Source organism: Streptomyces hesseae (assembly GCF_031845785.1).
Classification (GTDB): domain Bacteria; phylum Actinomycetota; class Actinomycetes; order Streptomycetales; family Streptomycetaceae; genus Streptomyces; species Streptomyces hesseae.
Map to the genome: position 1 here is coordinate 59,420 of NZ_JAVRFI010000006.1, position 16,817 is coordinate 76,236.

Annotated in this window: 17 protein-coding genes and 2 tRNA genes; 13 read left to right on the forward strand and 6 right to left on the reverse strand. The window is 72.1% G+C overall.

Annotated elements, in window-relative coordinates; translation table 11 throughout:
- The first annotated feature begins 2 nt into the window (after window positions 1-2).
- Entirely contained in the window at window positions 3-863 is an 861-nt protein-coding gene (locus RM609_RS12090; protein WP_311610337.1) for a GNAT family N-acetyltransferase, read from the forward strand.
- 75 nt (window positions 864-938) lie between these two features.
- Here the strand turns inward: RM609_RS12090 and RM609_RS12095 are convergent, their stop codons facing one another.
- Window positions 939-1,445 (reverse strand): DsbA family protein, encoded by a 507-nt coding sequence (locus RM609_RS12095; protein ID WP_311610338.1) that lies wholly within the window; start codon window positions 1,443-1,445, stop codon window positions 939-941.
- A gap of 167 nt (window positions 1,446-1,612) precedes the next feature.
- On the opposite strand from RM609_RS12095, the gene RM609_RS12100 reads away from it, so the two are divergent.
- Both RM609_RS12100 and RM609_RS12105 read left to right on the forward strand, forming a co-directional pair.
- Window positions 1,613-2,032: a hypothetical protein gene (locus tag RM609_RS12100; RefSeq protein WP_311610340.1), complete on the forward strand. Its 420-nt coding sequence runs from the start codon at window positions 1,613-1,615 to the stop codon at window positions 2,030-2,032.
- Window positions 2,033-2,111: 79 nt separating this feature from the next.
- Window positions 2,112-2,252 (forward strand): hypothetical protein, encoded by a 141-nt coding sequence (locus tag RM609_RS12105; protein ID WP_164737750.1) that lies wholly within the window; start codon window positions 2,112-2,114, stop codon window positions 2,250-2,252.
- 21 nt (window positions 2,253-2,273) lie between these two features.
- Here RM609_RS12105 and RM609_RS12110 read toward each other — a convergent pair whose 3' ends face one another.
- Together RM609_RS12110 and RM609_RS12115 are read right to left on the reverse strand one after the other, a co-directional pair.
- The gene (locus tag RM609_RS12110) at window positions 2,274-2,807 is read right to left on the reverse strand and encodes a CGNR zinc finger domain-containing protein (RefSeq protein WP_311610343.1); all 534 of its coding nucleotides are present in this window, start codon (window positions 2,805-2,807) and stop codon (window positions 2,274-2,276) included.
- A 206-nt stretch (window positions 2,808-3,013) separates the two neighbouring features.
- Window positions 3,014-3,427, reverse strand: coding sequence for an SsgA family sporulation/cell division regulator (locus RM609_RS12115; RefSeq protein WP_003959770.1), 414 nt, complete (start codon window positions 3,425-3,427; stop codon window positions 3,014-3,016).
- Between the two features lie 191 nt (window positions 3,428-3,618).
- Here RM609_RS12115 and RM609_RS12120 point away from each other — a divergent pair, with 191 nt between their 5' ends.
- The 4 genes from RM609_RS12120 to RM609_RS12135 all read left to right on the forward strand — a co-directional run bounded on the left by RM609_RS12120 (window position 3,619) and on the right by RM609_RS12135 (window position 4,879).
- Window positions 3,619-4,050 carry a TIGR02611 family protein gene (locus RM609_RS12120; RefSeq protein WP_311610344.1) on the forward strand — a complete coding sequence of 144 codons (432 nt, stop codon included), beginning with the start codon at window positions 3,619-3,621 and terminating at the stop codon, window positions 4,048-4,050.
- 75 nt (window positions 4,051-4,125) lie between these two features.
- Window positions 4,126-4,197: transfer RNA gene (locus tag RM609_RS12125), tRNA-Val, on the forward strand.
- A 69-nt stretch (window positions 4,198-4,266) separates the two neighbouring features.
- Entirely contained in the window at window positions 4,267-4,746 is a 480-nt protein-coding gene (locus RM609_RS12130; RefSeq protein ID WP_311610346.1) for an SRPBCC family protein, read from the forward strand.
- 61 nt (window positions 4,747-4,807) lie between these two features.
- A tRNA-Val gene (locus RM609_RS12135) sits at window positions 4,808-4,879 on the forward strand.
- A gap of 74 nt (window positions 4,880-4,953) precedes the next feature.
- Here RM609_RS12135 and RM609_RS12140 read toward each other — a convergent pair.
- On the reverse strand, window positions 4,954-5,679 hold the full coding sequence (locus tag RM609_RS12140) for a 3'-5' exonuclease (RefSeq protein WP_311610348.1): 726 nt from the start codon (window positions 5,677-5,679) through the stop codon (window positions 4,954-4,956).
- A gap of 175 nt (window positions 5,680-5,854) precedes the next feature.
- Here RM609_RS12140 and RM609_RS12145 point away from each other — a divergent pair, with 175 nt between their 5' ends.
- The 6 genes from RM609_RS12145 (at window position 5,855) to RM609_RS12170 (ending at window position 12,523) form a co-directional block, all read left to right on the forward strand.
- Window positions 5,855-6,454: a DUF4365 domain-containing protein gene (locus RM609_RS12145; protein ID WP_311610349.1), complete on the forward strand. Its 600-nt coding sequence runs from the start codon at window positions 5,855-5,857 to the stop codon at window positions 6,452-6,454.
- Complete coding sequence (locus RM609_RS12150; RefSeq protein WP_311610351.1) at window positions 6,454-7,620, forward strand: hypothetical protein; 1,167 nt, start codon at window positions 6,454-6,456, stop codon at window positions 7,618-7,620. The genes RM609_RS12145 and RM609_RS12150 overlap by 1 nt, the downstream gene beginning before the upstream one ends.
- 101 nt (window positions 7,621-7,721) lie before the next feature.
- Window positions 7,722-9,701 (forward strand): threonine--tRNA ligase, encoded by a 1,980-nt coding sequence (gene thrS, locus RM609_RS12155; RefSeq protein ID WP_311610353.1) that lies wholly within the window; start codon window positions 7,722-7,724, stop codon window positions 9,699-9,701.
- An 82-nt stretch (window positions 9,702-9,783) separates the two neighbouring features.
- The gene (locus tag RM609_RS12160) at window positions 9,784-10,344 is read left to right on the forward strand and encodes an HIT family protein (protein ID WP_311610355.1); all 561 of its coding nucleotides are present in this window, start codon (window positions 9,784-9,786) and stop codon (window positions 10,342-10,344) included.
- A gap of 110 nt (window positions 10,345-10,454) precedes the next feature.
- On the forward strand, window positions 10,455-11,273 hold the full coding sequence (locus RM609_RS12165; protein WP_311610357.1) for a polysaccharide deacetylase family protein: 819 nt from the start codon (window positions 10,455-10,457) through the stop codon (window positions 11,271-11,273).
- Complete coding sequence (locus RM609_RS12170; RefSeq protein WP_311610358.1) at window positions 11,270-12,523, forward strand: YVTN family beta-propeller repeat protein; 1,254 nt, start codon at window positions 11,270-11,272, stop codon at window positions 12,521-12,523. The genes RM609_RS12165 and RM609_RS12170 overlap by 4 nt, the downstream gene beginning before the upstream one ends.
- Window positions 12,524-12,564: 41 nt before the next feature.
- Here the strand turns inward: RM609_RS12170 and RM609_RS12175 are convergent, their stop codons facing one another.
- Both RM609_RS12175 and RM609_RS12180 read right to left on the reverse strand, forming a co-directional pair.
- The gene (locus tag RM609_RS12175) at window positions 12,565-14,232 is read right to left on the reverse strand and encodes an AbeC-like domain-containing protein (protein ID WP_498073166.1); all 1,668 of its coding nucleotides are present in this window, start codon (window positions 14,230-14,232) and stop codon (window positions 12,565-12,567) included.
- A 154-nt stretch (window positions 14,233-14,386) separates the two neighbouring features.
- Window positions 14,387-16,594: an elongation factor G-like protein EF-G2 gene (locus RM609_RS12180; protein WP_311610361.1), complete on the reverse strand. Its 2,208-nt coding sequence runs from the start codon at window positions 16,592-16,594 to the stop codon at window positions 14,387-14,389.
- Between the last annotated feature and the right edge of the window lie 223 nt (window positions 16,595-16,817).

Below are 16,817 nucleotides of genomic sequence, written 5' to 3' on the forward strand. Positions count from 1 at the left end.
ACGTGGGTGACGGCGCGGCCGGGGCCCGGTACAACACCAAGGTGACCACCACGCTGCGCCCCACCGCACCCGAGCGTCGAGATCCGGACGGCCGGAGGTCCCGCTCCTACGACATCTGCGTCAACAGCAGGCCCGTCGGCAGGATCGACCTCACCACCGACACCCGCTTCGGCCCGGCCTTCGGCAGGATCGCCCGGCTCGCCGTCGGCGAACGCGACCGGCACCGGGGGCGCGGCACAGTCGCCCTGCTGGCAGCCGAGGAGGTGCTGCGCGGCTGGGGCTGCGGGCAGGTCCTGGCGACCGTCCCCGCCGACGCGGCGACGGCGCTGGGGCTGATGGGCGCGCTCGGCTACACGGAGCGCGCCCGTGGCATGGCCAAACCACTGGGCGCCACCCCCGGCCTCCCGGCGGGCAGCGCGGCCCGGCCCATGGACGAGGAGTTCCACCGGAGCTGGCGCTCGCGCGCCCGGGCCGCCTACGCCCAGGACTGGGCCGACCGCGGTGTGCCCCGCGACCTGGCCGAGGACCGGGTCGCCCGGGACGACGCCTCGGCGCAGCCCCGGGGGCTGGCCAGCCCGGGCTGCGTCTTCCGCGTCCTCGCCCACGACGGCGTGGACGTCGGCACGCTGTGGGTGGTGCTCCGCGACGGGTGGGCGTTCGTCTACGACGTCGAGGTGGCCGACGCCCACCGGCGCCGGGGCCACGGCCGCAGCCTGATGCACCTCGCCGAAATCGAGGGCCGGGCGGGCGGCGCCCGCACGATGGGGCTCAACGTCTTCGCGGGGAACGCGGCGGCGCTGCGGCTTTACGAGTCTCTGGGCTACGAGCCCACTGAGATCGACCTGTACAAGCCGTTGCTGTGAGGGGCGTGCCCCGTCAGGGGCGCGGGGAACTGCGCGACCGGCCACAGGCGGCCCGCTGTCGGCGCACGACCGTCGCTAGGGGGCGAGAAGCCGGTCCGCGATCTCCGCGATCCGCTCGCGGAGACCCTCCTGGCTCTTCCCGCCGTCCAGCCGCTCCCCGCCGATCACATACGTGGGCGTGCCCGTCACGCCGATCGCCTTGCCCTCGGCCTGGTCGGCGTCGACGATCAGCATGTGCCGGCCGTCGATGAGCGCGGTGTCCACCTCCTCGGCGTCCAGCCCCAGCTCCTTCGCGACCGCGACCAGCACCTGCTCGCCCCGGGCGGCGAGCTCCTCGGTCCGCGCCAGTACGGCCTCGGCGTACTCCCAGCCCTTGCCCTGCTCGGCCGCCTCCTCGGCGGCCTGGGCCGCCGCGTAGGAGTGCTTGTGCTTCTCCAGCGGGAAGTGCCGCAGCCGGATCTCCAGCCGGTCGCCGTAGTGGGCGCGCAGCGCCCGGATGTCGTCGAGGGCCTGGTGGCAGTCGGGGCACTGAAGCTCGCAGAAGACGTCGAGCACGGCGCGGGGGGTGTCGGAATCGCTCATGGGGCCAGTCTTCCAGCCCGTGCCGCGGGGTGCCGTCTCGCCCCCGGGGAGGAGAAGGGCTCCGGGTGACCCGGAGATCTCCCCGATCCCGGGCCTGTTCGTGGCCGTTTTGGGGGCGTCCGGTGCACGATGGAAGGCGAAAGGACGTCACCGGCGGGAGGACCCGGATGCTGACCTCGACCGTATGCGCCGCGGTGTCCGCCGCAGGCCTGGGCATCGCCCTGGTGACGGCGTACCGCAAGCGCTTCCGCGCCGCGATCCGCCTGGCGGCGTGGTCGCTCATCCCCGTCGGGCTGGTCATGACGGGTGTCGTCGACTGGCTCACCGGGCTGGTCCTCAAGCCGACCGTGTGGGCGGGCTTCGGTGTGCTGGCGCTGTCGGCCCTGCTCTTCCTCGCCGGGCGGGCGGCGGACCGCCGGGGCGGCGGCCGCAAGGAGCGCCGGGCAGCCGACGGCGCCCCGGGCCGTGACGTCGTGGCGCCGGCCGCCTCCGCGCCCTCGCTCGGGTCCGCCCGCCGGGGGAAGCCCGCCTCGGGCGACGAGGACTTCTCCGATATCGAAGCGATACTGAAGAAACACGGAATCTGACGAACTTCTGCCGAACTCCCTCGCATGAGTGACGTGTTGGTGAGCCCGGTGGGCACGGCTACGCCATGATCTCGGGGAGATGAACGACGAACCGGCCGAGATCACCGATGAACCGCGCGGCTGTCTTTTCGCGCTGTCCCAACCGCCGCTGATGTTCTTCCTGGCCTTTGTCGGGACGCTGATCCTGCTGACCGCCGTGCACGACCTCTACCGCTGGTGACGTGCCGCGACCGCCGCCCGGTCAGTCCCCGGCCTCCCGGCGGCGGGCCCGGTAGGCGGCGACGTGCAGACGGTTTCCGCAGGTGCGGCCGTCGCAGTAGCGCCGTGAGCGATTGCGGGAGAGGTCGACGAAGGCGCGTCCGCAGCCCGGCGCCGCACAGCGCCGCAGCCGCTCCAGCTCGCCCTCCACCAGCAGGAACGCCAGTGCCATGCCGCCGTCGGCCGCGAGGTGCTCGGCGAGCGAGGCGCCGGGCGCGAAGTAGTGGACGTGCCAGGGGTGGCCGTCGTGGTCGGTCAGCCGGGGGGTGGTGCCCGCCTCGGCGACCAGGGAGTTGAGCAGGCCCGCCGCGGTCGTCGCGTCCTGGGCGTCGAACACCTGGGTGAGCCGGTCGCGTATGGACCGCACGGCCGCCAGGTCCTGCTCCCCGAGCGCGCCGATGCCGTTGATCTCGTGCCGCCCGGCGAATCCCCGCAGCGCGGGCAGGCCGTCGAGGTCGGTGTTCAGCAGATCGACGACGCTGTCGAGCGTGCGCCGGGTGTCGTGGTTGATCAGCACGGATCGTTCGCTCCCCTGGCCGGACGGACGAAGGCGGCAAGTGTTCGACCGCGGGGAGCAGACTTTAGCGGCTTCGGAGCACGACAGCGCCGTCGCCCGTGGTGGTTCCACGGTGACGGCGCGGTGTCGTGCCCGTACGGGACGGGACATGTGGCGCGTGGCCTCCCCGAGTGGGCCGGCGCGCCCGGTCAGCTCCGGTCCGAACGTCAGCTCTCGGCCAGGATGTGCGAGAGCTCGGTGTCCAGATCGAAGTGACGGTGTTCGGTGCCTGGCGGCACGGCGGCGTCGGTCCGCTTCAGGAACGACTCCAGGGCTCGCGCCGGGGCCTCCAGGAGGGCCTCGCCCTCCGGCGAACTCAGCGCGATGCAGACGACGCCCTGCCCGTGGCTGCGGGAGGGCCACACGCGGACGTCGCCCGTGCCGGTGGGCCGGTGAAGGCCCTCCGCGAGGAGGTCGCGGGCGAAGACCCATTCGACCGTCTCTTCGGCTCCGGTGTGGAAGGTGGCGTGCACGGCATACGGATCGGCCGTGTCGTACCGCAGGCCTGCGGGAACAGGCAGTGAGGATTCGCTCGACACAACGAGGCGCAGGTGCAGCTCGCAGCTGACCGTGGTGTTCATAAGCGCCAGGGCCTTTCGCTCAGTGTGCGCTCGGGGATTCGCACGTCGGCGAAATCGACATGCCACCTACGGTGCCGTTGTAAACCCCTCTGACCGTTTTGAGACTGTTCGGATACCTCGGACGGCCGAGTCGTTCCGGCGTGGGTACCGCCGAACCGGTGAGTTCCGGACTTTCCGGTACGTTGGGTCGTATGAACGCGGAGAGTGACCAGCGGACCGCCGCCGGGGCCGAGGGCTCCGGCACCGACCGGGAGCGGCTCGGCTCCCGGGCCCCGCACTTCGTCCGGCGCTCCCGGGCCCTGCATCTGAGCTGGCAGGCCGGCGTCTTCGTCGTCGGGCTGGCGGTGGTCGTCGCGGGGATCGTGATGCTGCCCCTGCCCGGCCCCGGCTGGCTGGTGATCTTCGCCGGCATGGCGATCTGGGCCACCGAGTTCGTCTGGGCCCAGCTCGTGCTCCGCTGGACCAGGCGCAAGGTCACCGAGGCGGCCCGGCGCGCGCTCGACCCCAGGGTGCGCCGCCGCAACATCGCCCTCACCGTCACCGGGCTGGTGATCGTCGGCGGGCTCGTGGCCGCGTACGTCGCCCAGTACGGGCTGGAGATGCCGTGGCGGGCCGGCGACTGACCCCGGCCGCGCCCCTGACCAGGCACGCGCGGTTCGGAGCACCGTCTGACATGCGGTAATGTTTGCGGTGCGCCCGGGCGATTAGCTCAGCGGGAGAGCGCTTCGTTCACACCGAAGAGGTCACTGGTTCGATCCCAGTATCGCCCACACAACGGACCGAGGGTCCGCGAGGTTCACCCCTTGCGGACCCTCGGTTTTTCGTATGCCCTGGCAGGCATGCCGCGTCGTCGCACGCCCTCCGTGCATCACTACCGCTTCCACGACGAGTGGATCCTGCCCGCGCCCCCGGACGCCGTCTACGCCGTGCTGGCGGACGCGGAGGGCTACCCCGCCTGGTGGCCCCAGGTCCGTCGCGTCGGGCGCGCCGACGACGTCAGCGGCACCGTGCGCTTCCGCTCCCTGCTGCCCTACGAGCTCGTGGTCGCCGCCCGGGAGAGCCGGCAGGACCCGGCGGCCCGGGTCCTGGAGATCGTCATGACCGGCGATCTCGAAGGCTGGGCCCGCTGGACGATCCGCCCCCACGGCGCCGGCGGCAGCGTCGCCCGCTTCGAGCAGGACGTCGACGTCCGCAAACCCCTGATGCGCCGCCTCGCCCTCCCCGGCCGCCCCCTCTTCCTCGCCAACCACGCCTGGATGATGCGCGCCGGCCGCCGCGGACTACGGGCCCTGCTGGAGCGCCGGACCCCGGGGATTTGAAGGACGACCGCCGCGACCTGTATTGTTCAGTGCGTCGCCGGGGGAACCCGGTGCGAATCCCGGGCGATTAGCTCAGCGGGAGAGCGCTTCGTTCACACCGAAGAGGTCACTGGTTCGATCCCAGTATCGCCCACATCACCGGAAGGCCGGTCCGTCAAGTGACGGACCGGCCTTCCGCGTTGCCCGCCGTCCCCCGGGTACCGCGCCTCACGCCGCCGCCGTCAGCTCCGGCCTCAGCGGCCACGCCGGATCGCACTGCTCCTCGGAGCCGTTGCGCGCGAACCACGCCTGGAGGCCGCGCGCCTGCGCCGCGTGCCACACCGCCTGCCGGGTGTGCAGCTCCGGCGGGCTCAGCCGCTCCAGGCGCGAGGCGAACCGCCGCCCCACCGCCCGGACGACCTCCAGCGTGGCCACCGCGTCCGCCGCCGCGTCATGGGCGCCCGTCAGCTCGACCCCGTACTGCCGGCACAGGTCCGACAGGGTGCGGCGGCCCTTGCGGTAGCGGTCCAGGTGCTTGTCCAGCACCCAGGGATCCAGCACGCACAGCGCGGCGCCCCCCAGATAGCCGGTCAGCGACGACGCCCGGTGCCGCCGCAACTCCCGGTCCAGCATCGTCAGGTCGAACGGCGCGTTCATCACCGCCAGGGGTGTCCCGCGCGCCGCGTGACCCGACAGGGCCCGGGCGACCTCCTCCATCACCGGCGCCGGCCACCGGCCGTGCCGTTGCAGATGTTCCTCGTCCAGCCCGTGTATCGCGGTGGCCTCCTCCGGCACGGGAACCCCCGGATTCACCAGCCATCGGGTGATGACCGGCACCGCCCCCGGCTGCGACTGCGTCACAAAGGCCGCCGAGACGATCCGGTCCCGCTCCACGTCCACCCCGGTCGTCTCGGTGTCGAAGGCCGCGAGCGGCCCCTCGAACCAGCACGGCATGGCACAACTCCTCGCGCTTGTCCGACACATGGCGTGTTTCCCCTCCCCGCCTGGTGATACCCGGGCATCCCCGTACCCGAACCGCCCCTGTTTGCCGGGGAGTTCGTATGGAGACAACACAGATGTACGACCCTTTACGCACCCCGCACCGGCGAGCCCGGAAGGTTTTTCGGACATGGCGCTCGCTCAGCCCGACCCGGCCGCCCCCGTGACCCGCCCGCCCGCCGGGCCGCTCACGGCCCGGCGCGGCACCCTCGCCACGACCGCCTGCATGGAGACCCTCCAGATCGGCTATCTCCACGCTGTCGCGGCCGCCGCAGGCTGCTCGCTCGCCCAGCCGTTCCCCGACAACGGCATCGACTGGCACGTCAGCCACAGCGCCCCCGGCCATGAAGTCGACGACGAGGTCACCATCAAGGTGCAGCTCAAGAGCACCTACCAGCTGGCCCCCCGGTCCCCCGGCCCGCCGGGCCCGGGCGCGCCCCGGACGTTCGGCTTCACCCTCGACAACGATCACCTGGTCAAGCTGGCCCGCACCCCCGTCTCGGTCCACAAGATCCTCGTCGTGATGATCGTGCCCCGGGCCAGGGACGACTGGCTGCGGGCCGGCCACGACCACCTGGCGCTGCGCCACTGCTGCTACTGGACCAACCTCGCCGGCCACCCCGTGACCGGCAGGAACAGGACCACCGTGCGGATCCCGACCTCGCGGGTCTTCGACGACCGAGCGCTCTGCGAGATCATGACCCGGGTCGGGGCGGGAGGGAGACCCTGATGCACCGGCCGACCGAAGAATCCCCGCACCACCCCGACCCCGCCGTCCTCGGCGCCCTGCTCGCCCGCCACGGCTGGCGGCGGCGCGGGGGAGAGACCGGGCGCTACGGCCGCTGGACGCCCCCCGACGGGCCCGGCACCAGCCTCCTCGTGCCCGAGAGCCGCGCCTATCCCGACAGCGCCGATCTGCTCGCCGAGGCCCTCACCGCGCTGGAGCGCTCCGCCGTGCCCTCCGCCCGGGACATCCTCGTCGCGCTGCGGGTGCCCAGCGACGAGATCCGCTGGTGGCGGGAGGTCCCCGAGACCCGGGCCCCGGCCGCCGCGTGGGGCGCCCAGGAACGGCTGCGCACCGGGGCGCGCGCCATGCTGCTGGCCGCCGCCCAGACCGCCGGGGGCCGGGCCGGGTTCCATGGCGCCCGGCGCCGCCGGCAGGCCGAGGCGGCCCTGGCCGCCGTGCTCGCCGGGCCCGCGGCCGGCGGGCGGGAGCTGAGTGCCTTCGTGCCCGTCGACGGGCCCCCCGAGGGCGGCCGCGCGCTGGTCGGCGCGCTGCTCAGGGCTCTCCAGGCGGCCCGGGACGCCACCGACTACCGGCGCGCCACCGGCCGGATGGACGCCTTCGACGCCGCCGTGGAGGCCGGGGTCTGCCAGGAGCTCACCCAGGCCCTGGCCACCCTGGTCGGCGGCTCCGAGGGGATCCGGATCGCGGTGGAGTGGGCGCCCGCGACGGGGACGCCGTACGGCTTCGCCGCCCGCCCCGAGCCGGTGGAGTTCTCGCCCGGTGACCTGCCCGCCCTGCGGGAGGCCGGGGCCCGCTACATCCGCGACGAGCCCTCGATGCCCGTCCGCCTCACCGGGACGGTGATGCGGATGCGGCGCGAGACGCCGGGCGGCGCGGGCGTGGTGCGGCTGAGGGTGCTGGCCGGGGCCGATGTCGCCCAGGTGCGGATCACCCTCGACGAGGAGGACTACCGCGTCGCCGGCCACGCCCACCTGGCCGGGGTGCCCGTCACCGTCGACGGGCGGCTGGAGAGCCGGGGCGGCTTCCGTCGGCTGGCCGAGGCCCGGGGCGTCCTGCCCGTCCAGGTCGACGAGGCGGAGCGGGACCGGCTGCTGAAGTACCTCCAGGAGAACCTCGACCTCTTCGGGGACCGGCGCGACGCCGACTAGCCCGCCGACGAGCCATAACCATTTAGCGACCACGTGGCCGGGCTCGGTACGATTCAGGCGCGCAGCGACCGCTGTGGCGCCCCAGATGTCAGGAGAGACCGGTGTCAGACGTCCGTGTGATCATCCAACGCGATTCCGAGCGGGAAGAGCGCGTGGTGACGACGGGCACCACTGCCGCCGACCTCTTCACCGGTGAGCGCACCATCGTCGCCGCGCGTGTGGCGGGCGAGCTCAAGGACCTGGCCTACGTCGTCGCCGACGGCGAGGAGATCGAGCCCGTCGAGGTCTCCTCCGAGGACGGCCTGAACATCCTGCGCCACTCGACCGCGCACATCATGGCCCAGGCCGTGCAGGAGCTCTTCCCCGAGGCCAAGCTGGGCATCGGCCCGCCGGTCAAGGACGGCTTCTACTACGACTTCGACGTCGAGAAGCCCTTCCACCCCGATGACCTCAAGCTCATCGAGAAGAAGATGCAGGAGATCATCAAGCGCGGGCAGAAGTTCTCCCGCCGCGTGGTCACCGACGAGGCCGCCCGCGAGGAGCTGGCCGACGAGCCGTACAAGCTGGAGCTGATCGGCCTCAAGGGCTCCGCCTCGCACGACGACGGCGCGGACGTCGAGGTGGGCGCCGGCGAGCTGACCATCTACGACAACCTGGACGCCAAGACCGGCGAGCTGTGCTGGAAGGACCTCTGCCGCGGTCCCCACCTGCCCACCACCCGGGTCGTCCCGGCCTTCAAGCTGATGCGCCAGGCCGCCGCGTACTGGCGGGGCAGCGAGAAGAACCCGCAGCTCCAGCGCATCTACGGCACCGCGTGGCCGACCAGGGACGAGCTGAAGGCGTACCTGGACTTCCTCGCCGAGGCCGAGAAGCGCGACCACCGCAAGCTCGGCACCGAGCTGGACCTGTTCTCCTTCCCGGACGAGCTGGGCCCCGGCCTCGCGGTCTTCCACCCCAAGGGCGGCGTGATCCGCAAGGTGATGGAGGACTACTCCCGCGAGCGGCACGTGGACGCGGGCTACGAGTTCGTGAACACCCCGCACCTCTCGAAGGAGCACCTCTTCGAGACCTCCGGGCACCTGCCGCACTACGCGGAGGGCATGTTCCCGCCCATCGAGTTCGACGGGCAGAACTACCGCCTGAAGGCCATGAACTGCCCGATGCACAACTTGATCTTCAAGTCGCGCGGGCGCTCCTACCGTGAGCTGCCGCTGCGGCTCTTCGAGTTCGGCACGGTCTACCGCTACGAGAAGTCGGGCGTGGTCCACGGCCTGACCCGCTCGCGCGGCTTCACCCAGGACGACTCGCACATCTACTGCACCAAGGAGCAGATGCCGCAGGAGCTGGACACGCTCCTGACCTTCGTCCTCGACCTGCTGCGCGACTACGGCCTGAACGAGTTCGAGCTCGAGCTGTCCACCCGCGACCCCGAGTCGGACAAGTTCATCGGCTCGGACGAGGACTGGGCGGAGGCCACCGAGGCGCTCCGCGAGGCCGCCGAGAAGCAGGGCCTCCCGCTCGTCCCGGACCCGGGCGGCGCCGCCTACTACGGCCCGAAGATCTCCGTCCAGGCCAAGGACGCCATCGGCCGGTCCTGGCAGATGTCGACCCTCCAGGTGGACTTCAACCAGCCCAAGCGGTTCGGCCTGGAGTACACCGCGGCGGACGGCTCCCGCCAGCAGCCCGTCATGCTGCACCGCGCGCTGTTCGGCTCCATCGAGCGGTTCTTCGGCGTGCTGCTGGAGCACTACGCGGGCGCCTTCCCGGCGTGGCTCGCCCCGGTGCAGGCGGTCGGCATCCCGATCGGCGACACGCACGTGGAGTACCTGCGGGAGTTCGCCGCCGACGCGAAGAAGGCGGGCCTGCGCGTGGAGGTCGACGCCTCGTCCGACCGCATGCAGAAGAAGATCAGGAACCACCAGAAGCTGAAGGTCCCCTTCATGATCATCGTCGGTGACGACGACATGAACGCGGGCACGGTGTCCTTCCGCTACCGCGACGGGTCGCAGGAGAACGGGATTCCGCGCGACCAGGCGATCGCGAAGATCGTCGACGTGGTGGAGCGTCGCGTTCAGGTGTGACGCGTCCCCGCCGAGGCGGGGGATCGAAAGGGGCGGCCCATCAGGGCCGCCCCTCTCTGCGTAGGCGCCCTCCCGGGCGCATATGCTTCACATCATGACGAGTGAGCCGGAGCAGCAGTTCGGAGTGGGGGCGCCGGACGCCTTTCAGCGCCTGTGGACACCCCACCGGATGGCGTACATCCAGGGGGAGAACAAGCCGACCGGACCGGGGGCCGACGACGGCTGCCCGTTCTGCTCGATCCCGGCGAAGAGCGACGAGGACGGACTGATCGTCGCCCGGGGCGAGCTCGTCTACGCCGTGCTCAACCTCTACCCGTACAACGGCGGGCACCTCATGGTCGTCCCCTTCCGGCACGTCGCCGACTACACGGAGCTGGACGAGGCGGAGACCGCCGAGCTCGCGGCGTTCACCAAGCGCGCGATGCGCGCGCTGCGCACGGCCTCGGGCGCGCACGGCTTCAACATCGGCATGAACCAGGGCTCGACCGCCGGCGCCGGCATCGCCGCCCATCTGCACCAGCACGTCGTGCCCCGCTGGGGCGGGGACACCAACTTCATGCCGGTCGTGGGCCACACCAAGGTGCTGCCCCAACTCCTCGCGGACACCCGGAAGATGCTCGCCGACGTCTGGCCGTCCGTCTGACCGGCCGGCCGCCCCGCCCAGGGGCCGCCTTCCCGCCGGTCGAACGGGACACGTCCCGGCGAAAACGGGCAAATCACTCCAATTCACATTAGAGAAGATCTAATGGGACGGTGACTTTCCTTCACCGTCGCACCGTGCTGCGCGCGGCCGCGGGCAGCGCCCTGGCCGGGGCTGCCGGTACTGCCGCCGTGGGCTGCGGCGGGGACCGGCCGGCCGCCGGGCCGCCTTCGTCCGCACCCGTGTCGAGGGGCACGGGCCGGGGCGCGGCGGCCCGGGCTCCCGCGCTGCCGGGGCCGCCGCTGATCCTGCCCGCGCTGCCGGCCGGGCTGCCCGCGCAGATCGAGCACGGCCCCCGGCGGGCGCACGCGGTGGCGCTCACCTTCCACGGCAGGGGCGACGCGAAGTCGGCGACCGCCCTGCTCGCGGAGGCCGAGCGGGCCGGCGCCCGGGTGACGGTGCTCGCCGTCGGCGACTGGCTGGACGCCGAGCCCCGGATGGCCCGCCGGGTGCTCGACGGCGGGCACGAGCTGGGCAACCACACCATGCGGCACCTGAGCATCTGCTCGATGCCCGCGAAGGCCGCCTACGCCGAGATCACCGAGTGCGCCGACCGGCTGCGCAGACTGACGGGCGGCATCGGCCGCTGGTTCCGGCCGTCCCGCGCCCGGCGCGCCACCGACCAGGTCGTACGGCTGGCGCGCCAGGCCGGATACCCCCACATCCTGTCGTACGACGTGGACTCGCTCGACTTCACCGACCCGGGCGCCGAGGCGGTCCGGCGTACTGTGTTGGGCGCGGTACGGCCAGGGTCGGTCGTCAGTCTGCACTTCGGGCACGCCGGCACGGTGGCCGCGCTGCCCGCGATCCTCGACGGCCTGCACCGCCGCGGTCTGCGCGCGGTGACGACTACGGAGTTGCTGACACGATGAATCGCACCCCGCATCACCGTCCTCGACGCCTCCGGTCCGGCTCTCTCCTCCGGCGTCTCCGGCCGCCCTCCTCCCGCCCGGGAAGGCCGCGCGGAGCCGTCCTGCTCACCGCCTTCTGCGCCCTGCTGGCGGCCGGCTGCGGGGGAGGCGACGACAGCCGCCCCGCCGAGCCCCCCGCGCAGGGCCCGCACAGCCAGGGCGCGGCCCGGGGGATGCCCGAGGGGCTGCCGGGCATGCCCCCGCTGCTCGACCCGAACGACCTCTACGCCGCCGACCGTCCGAACGCCCTCTCACCGGTGGTCAAGGACTTCCCCTCCCGGGTGTACGTGCCGAACACGGAGTCCGACACGGTCAGCGTCATCGACCCCAAGACGTACAAGGTCATCGAGACCATCCCGGTGGGCAACCAGCCGCAGCACGTCGTGCCCTCCTGGGACCTCAAGACGCTCTGGGTGAACAACGACCGCGGCCACACCCTCACCCCCATCGACCCGGCCACCGGCAAGGCGGGCAGGACGGTCGACGTCCACGACCCGTACAACCTCTACTTCACGCCGGACGGAAAGTACGCCGTGGTGATGGCGTCCATGGACCGCGAGCTGGTCTTCCGGGACGCCCACACGATGAAGCGGATGAAGACGGAGCACGTGGACTGCCTCGGGGTGAACCACGCCGACTTCTCGCCGGACGGCCGGTACTTCATCGTCTCCTGCGAGTTCTCGGGCGAGCTGCTGAAGGTCGACACGGCCAGGATGAAGGTGATCGACAAGCAGAAGCTGCCCTTCGACGGGGCCATGCCCCAGGATGTGAAGATCTCCTCCGACGGGCGGACCTGGTACATCGCCGACATGATCGCCGACGGGGTGTGGGTGCTGGACGGGGACAAGTTCACCGAGCCCTGGCTGATGCCCACGGGCAAAGGCGCCCACGGTCTCTATGTGAGCCGTGACTCCAAGTCGATGTACATCTCCAACCGGGGCGAGGGCTCGATCTCGGTGCTGGACCTGCCCAGCCGCAAACTGGTCAAGAAGTGGGAACTGCCGGACGGCGGCAGCCCGGACATGGGCGGGGTGTCGGCCGACGGCAAGGTGCTGTGGCTCTCGGGGCGCTACAACAGCGAGGTGTACGCGATCGACACCACCGACGGGCACCAGATCGCCCGGATCAAGGTGGGTGACGGGCCGCACGGGCTGGCCGTCTATCCGCAGCCGGGACGCTACTCGCTGGGGCACACCGGGATCTTCCGTTAGGAGGGCCGGTGCGCCCGGCGAGGGGCCTCGGGGGTATCCCGTCAGGCGTTGTAGACGTCGGCCTGGCGGGGCGTGGGGTCCTGGATCGCGCCGCTGAGGTTGCCCGCGCGGCTGGCGAAGCGCTCGGTGTCGACGCCGTTGTCGGCGAGGACGCGCAGCGTCGCCTCATGGACGACGCGCAGCACCGGGGTGGCCGCGCGCAGGGCGTCGTCGGCCATGAAGCGGTGGCGCCACGGCTTGTCGGCCCAGGCGTGGCGCAGCCCGAAGGGCTCGGGGAGCACCAGCTTGCCGCCCCAGTACTCCAGCAGCGGCGGATACCAGGTCAGGGGCGCCCGGGCGGCGAGCCGGACGACTTCCTTGGGCGGCACGATGGGGAGGGTGCGGGTGTAGGTGTCCCAGAACTTCAGACCCTTCTTGAAGGTCTGGGTGCGGTTCTTGGGGCGGCCGTTGAAGAGGCCGTGGGTGGGGCCGAGGGCGTGGCCGGTGACCTCGATGCGCAGCGTCTTGTGGAGAACGGTGACATTGACGAGCAGGGTGATGACCAGCTGGCCGTCCCAGAGGACGAACTGGACGCCGAGGTAGTGGCGGTCGCCGCTGCCGAAGTGCTGCTTGTCGCAGATCTCCTGGAGCTGGGAGCCCCTTATCTGGAACGAGGCGTCGGTGCCGCCGGGGCGGGACACGGAGCCCGCGCCCTCGCCGATGGGGGAGACCACCCAGTGCTCGACCTGGGGCGGGGTGAGGCCGCCGGTGTTGATGGGAGTGCGCTCCAGCAGCTTGAGCTGGTCGTGGACCGCGCGGACGATGTCCCAGCTGCGGAAGGGGTTGATGTCCTTCCCGGGGACGGCGGGGACGAGGTCCTCGGCCAGCTGCCAGCTGCCCCAGCGGGTGCCCATCCCGAGGATGCCCTTGGGGCCGGCGTAGAAGGCGATATTGCTGCGCTGCTCGGCGGAGAGCTTCGCGAGGTTCAGCCGGAGCTGTTCGGCGGCGCTCTCGCTCGGCGTTGAGGGGACGGCCTCGGGGATCTTGGCGGCGACGGTGCCGCCGTCGAGGAGACCGGTCCAGCGGTCGCGCAGGTCCTTGGCCGTGCGCTCGCAGACGGTCTTGGCCCAGAAACCGCCGATGAGGGGGGCTATCACCATCGCGCGTACATAGAGATTGAGGAAGCCGCTGAACGGCAGCTTGACCAGGAGGATGGCGGCGACGACGGCGAGGCCCATCAGCAGCGCCGTGCCGAGGGCCCCGAGGCGCTTGTCCTGGGAGCCGGCGAGGGTGCGGCGCAGCTGGAACGCGCCGAGCCAGAGCAGCACGCCGGGCAGGAAGAGCAGCCCGAAGACCACCATGATGAAGGTGAGCCTGGCGTCGCGCTGCTTGCGGATGCGGGACGAGGCCAGGCAGTGCTCGACGATGACCTGTGGTTCGAGACCGAAGGACTGGATGATGGGCTTGCGCCCGCCGCCGAGCATCCGGTTCTGCACGGCGCGCGCGAAGGCCTCGCCGAGGTTGGGCTCGAAGAGGGAGATCCGGGCCTTCTTCACCTCGGAGGTGGCCCAGTCGGAGTTGGCCTTGAGCAGCTCGTCGACCGGGCCGTCCCGGTAGGCCGCCGAGGCCAGGGCCTGGGTCGCCGCGGTCGCCCCGGCGCCGCCGGAGACCGGGATCTGTGCCCCCGGGCTGAAGTCGTACGGATCCCCTGCTGCCACTGCCGCCCCCAATACCGTGCGCGTCCGGTGCGCCGGTGTGCTCCCGACTGCCGCCCACCGCCTGTGTCATGAGTCGCGTGCTCAGCGTAACGGGGCGGGGCGCCGGCTGTCGTGGGAGATCGGAAAGCCGCCCGCACCAGGCGAGTTGATACGGGCGGCTCGCGAACTATGCCCCGTTCTCCGCCTGTTCGCGAATGCGCTCGGCGGCCTGTGGGGGCATCGGCTCGTGCCGGGCGTAGGAGCGGCTGAACCGGCCGGTGCCGTGGGAGAGGGAACGCAGGTCCACCGCGTACCGGCCGATCTCGATCTCCGGGACCTCGGCGCGGACGAGGGTGCGGCCCGAGCCGGACTGCTCGGTGCCGACGACGCGGCCGCGCCGCCCGGACAGATCGCTCATGACCGGGCCCACGTACTCGTCGGAGACGAGGACCTGGATGTCCGCGACCGGCTCCAGGAGGTGGATACGGGCCTCGGCGGCGGCCTCGCGCAGCGCCAGGGCGCCCGCGGTCTGGAAGGCGGCGTCCGAGGAGTCCACCGAGTGGGCCTTGCCGTCGACGAGGGTCACCCGTACGTCCACCAGCGGATACCCGGCGGCCACACCCCGGGCGGCCTGGGCGCGGATGCCCTTCTCCACCGAGGGGATGAACTGGCGCGGCACCGCGCCGCCCACGACCTTGTCGACGAACTCGATGCCGGAGCCGCCGGGCAGCGGCTCGACCTCGATCTCGCAGATGGCGTACTGGCCGTGCCCGCCGGACTGTTTGACGTGCCGGCCGCGGCCGGCGGCCCGGGTGCCGAAGGTCTCCCGCAGTGAGACCTTGTGGGGCACCACGTCGACCTGGACGCCGTAGCGGGTGCGCAGCCGCTCCAGGCACACGTCGCGATGGGCCTCGCCCAGACACCACAGGACGACCTGGCGGGTGTGCTGGTTGTGCTCCAGCCGCATCGTGGGATCCTCGGCGACCAGCCGGGCCAGGCCCTGGGAGAGCTTGTCCTCGTCCGCCTTGCTGTGCGCCTGGATGGCGACGGGCAGCAGCGGGTCGGGCATCAGCCAGGGCTCCATCAGCAGCGGATCGGCCCGGTCGGAGAGGGTGTCACCGGTCTCGGCGCTGGCGAGCTTGGCCACGCAGGCGATGTCCCCGGCGATGGCCTGGGCGAGCTGGCGCTGCTGTTTGCCGAACGGGGAGGAGAGGGCGCCGAGCCGCTCGTCCACGTCATGGGACTCGTGCCCCCGGTCCTCCAGGCCGTGGCCCGAGATGTGCACGGTCTCGTCGGGGCGCAGCGTGCCGGAGAAGACCCGGACCAGGGAGATCCTGCCGACGTAGGGGTCCGATGCGGTCTTGATCACTTCCGCGGCGAGCGGGCCGTCGGGGTCGCAGGCCAGCTCCGGGCGGGCCGCGCCGCCGGGGGTGGTGACGACGGGGACCGCGCGCTCGGGGGGTGTGGGGAAGCCGCCGGTGACCAGCTCCAGCAGCTCCACGGTGCCCAGGCCCTGCCGGGCGCCGTCGGTGGCGGGGGCCGCGGCCAGCACGGGGTGGAAGCTGCCGCGCGCCACGGCTCGCTCCAGATCCTCGATCAGCGTTTTGACGTCGATCTCCTCACCGCCGAGATAGCGGTCCATGAGGGTCTCGTCCTCGCTCTCGGCGATGATCCCTTCGATGAGGCGGTTACGGGCCTCCTCGATGCCGGGCAGCGCCTCGGCGCCGGGCTCGGACTCGGTTCGGGTACCGGAGGAGTAGTCGAAGACCCGCCGGGTGAGCAGCCCGGACAGCCCGGTCACCGGGCGGTGACCGTCGCCGCCCTCCTGTCCGTAGTGCGGGAGGTACAGGGGGAGGACGCTGTCGGCGGAGTCGCCGCCGAAGGCGGCGCGACAGGCCTCCGTCATCGCCTCGAAGTCCGCCCGCGCGGCCTCCAGGTGCGTCACCACGATCGCGCGCGGCATGCCCACCGCCGCGCACTCCTCCCAGAGCATCCGGGTCGGCCCGGTGATGCCCTCGACGCCCTCCGCCGCCGAGACGACGAAAAGGGCCGCGTCCGCCGCGCGCAGACCGGCCCTCAGCTCGCCGACGAAATCGGCGTAACCCGGTGTGTCCAGCAGATTGACCTTGATCCCGGCCCACTCGACCGGCACCAGCGACAGCTGTACCGAGCGCTGCTGGCGGTGCTCGATCTCGTCGTAGTCGGAGACGGCCGCGCCGTCCTCGACCCGGCCCGCGCGATTGACCGCGCCGGTGGCCAGGGCCAGCGCCTCCACCAGCGTCGTCTTGCCGGAGCCACTGTGGCCGACCAGCACCACGTTCCGGATGTTGCCGGGCCGGTCGGCCGTCACGGCCCTGCCGGCGGCCCCTGGATGCGTACTCGTCTTCTCGCCCATGTGTCTTGCCTCCCGGTCGACACCTGCGGTCCTTCGAGCTTTCCACCGTGGTCACGCTGCGTCCATACGTCGCACACGCGAACGCAACCCGCCAGTCGGCACGCCCCTCGCCGGGGGCCGGGCGTGACCCGCGCCATGGGCCAGGTGCACGACGTGTGCGCGGCGGCCCCCGGCCGCCTGGCTACGATGGGCCAGCCGGTGTCCTTCCGACCATCCGGCCCGC